We start from the raw sequence: 1,991 nt of genomic DNA on the forward strand, positions 1-1,991 counted from the left end.
AGCAGCAGTCCAAGGACGCGACAAATAACGACTAGCGTTTGACCATTGTTGACGCGCAGTGCGATGCTGGCGGCATCGGGCAATTAGCCCACGGGGGCACACCTCTGACCGCACGGCGTAAACGGAGCCCACAATGGCACAGAAGGTTCAGGTCCTGCTCGTCGACGACGTCGACGGCGGCCCCGCAGACGAGACCGTCACATTCGGTCTCGACGGCGTGACGTACGAGATCGACCTCACCACCGCCCACGCCGGTGAGCTGCGCGACGCGCTGGCCCAGTGGGTCGGCCACGCCCGCAAGGTGGGAGCCCGCTCGTCGTCGGCGCGCTCCTCCGCGCCCCGCGCCAGCCGCCGCTCGGACTCGGACGCGCACGCTATCCGCGAGTGGGCCAAGGGCCGCGGCCTGGCCGTCTCCGAGCGCGGCCGCATCTCGGCCGAGGTGCGCCAGGCGTACGAAGCCGCCAACTGACCTGACACGACGCGAGAGCCCGGCCCCCCGCAGTGGAGGCCGGGCTCTCGCGCGCGAGCGGTCAGGCGGGACGCACCCCCGTCAGCTCACGGACCGCCGCGTACTGCGCGCGCACGTGCGGCGCGTCCGGGGCGGAGTGGACGGTCGCCTGCGCAGCGGCGTTCCAGGTGGGCGCCGACGAGGCACCTGACAGCACCCACGCGGCCTGCCGCGCGGCACCGTCCGCGACGTACTCGCCGGGCGTCGGCACGTGCACGTCGAGGCCGAGCACCGACGGGGCGATCTCGCGGACCGCCTGCGACTGGGCGCCGCCGCCGATGAGGAACAGGCGCTGCACGGGCACACCCTGCGCGCGCAGGGCGTCGATGCCGTCCGCCAGGGCGCACAGCATGCCCTCGACGGCCGCGCGGGCCAGGTGCGCGGGGGTCGTGTTGGCCAGCCGCAGCCCGTGCAGCGCTCCCGTGGCGTCGGGCTTGTTGGGAGTGCGCTCGCCCTCGAGGTAGGGGACCAGCACGAGGCCGTCGGCGCCCGAGGGTGCGGACAGCGCCAGGGCGGAGAGGCCGGCGTGGTCGACGCCGAGCATCCGCGCGGCCGCGTCGAGCACGCGCGAGGCGTTGAGCGTGCAGGCCAGGGGCAGGAACGCGCCGGTCGCGTCGGCGAAGCCGGTCACGAGGCCGGAGCCGTCGGCCGTGGGCGACGTCGAGATCGCGCTGACCACGCCCGAGGTCCCGATGGAGACGGCCACGTCCCCGGGTCCGAGACCCAGGGCGAGCGCGGCGGCGGCGTTGTCGCCGGCACCGGGGCCCAGGACGGGCCGACGAGCGCCGACCACCGATCGGGGGCCGGCCTCGGACGGGCCGAGCACGCGCGGCAGCACCGCCTCGTGCCCCAGCCCCAGCGAGAGCAGGTCGCGGCGGTAGTCGCCCGTCGCGGGCGACCAGTAGCCGGTGCCGGACGCGTCGGAGCGGTCGGTGACGAGGGTGTCGAGCCCGCTCGCACCGGACAGCTTCCACGTGAGCCAGTCATGGGGGAGGGCCACCGCGGCGACCCGGGCGGCGTTGTCCGGCTCGGCGTCCCGCAGCCAGCGCAGCTTGGTCACGGTGAGCGAGGCGACGAGCACCGAGCCGACCGCGTCGGCCCACGCCTGCGGCCCGCCGAGCTCGTCGATCAGGTCGAGTGCGGCCGGGGCGGACCGCGTGTCGTTCCACAGCAGCGCGTCGCGCACGACCGACCCCGAGGAGTCGAGCGCGACCATGCCGTGCTGCTGCCCGCCGACGGAGATCGCCTCGACGTCGTCGAGGCCGCCTGCGTCGGCGATCGCCGTCTGCAGGGCGTCCCACCAGTGCCGGGGGTCGACCGCGGTGCCGTCAGGGTGCGACGCCCGCCCGGAGCGCACGAGCGCACCGGTCTCGGCGTCGCGCACGACGACCTTGCTGGACTGCGTGGACGAGTCGACGCCGGCGACGAGCGGCACGACGCACCTCCAGGGCTGAGCGCGGCGTCCGGGCGGCGGTGGCCGCCC

The 1,991-nt window shown here is 75.2% G+C and carries 2 protein-coding genes; one reads left to right on the forward strand and one right to left on the reverse strand.

From position 1 onward, the window contains the following. Positions 1–133: 133 nt before the first annotated feature. Positions 134–469: a histone-like nucleoid-structuring protein Lsr2 gene (locus tag D1825_RS00225; RefSeq protein WP_118765557.1), complete on the forward strand. Its 336-nt coding sequence runs from the start codon at positions 134–136 to the stop codon at positions 467–469. A 61-nt stretch (positions 470–530) separates the two neighbouring features. Here the strand turns inward: D1825_RS00225 and xylB are convergent, their stop codons facing one another. Then, positions 531–1,943, reverse strand: coding sequence for a xylulokinase (gene xylB / locus D1825_RS00230; RefSeq protein ID WP_118765558.1), 1,413 nt, complete (start codon positions 1,941–1,943; stop codon positions 531–533). Between the last annotated feature and the right edge of the window lie 48 nt (positions 1,944–1,991).

It is taken from the genome of Cellulomonas rhizosphaerae (assembly GCF_003470205.1).
Classification (GTDB): Bacteria; Actinomycetota; Actinomycetes; order Actinomycetales; family Cellulomonadaceae; genus Cellulomonas; species Cellulomonas rhizosphaerae.

What these genes read in the sequence shown, in the direction of transcription:
- D1825_RS00225 (WP_118765557.1), top strand. Translation starts at nt 134, where the DNA reads ATGGCACAGAAGGTTCAGGTCCTGCTCGTCGACGACGTCGACGGCGGC.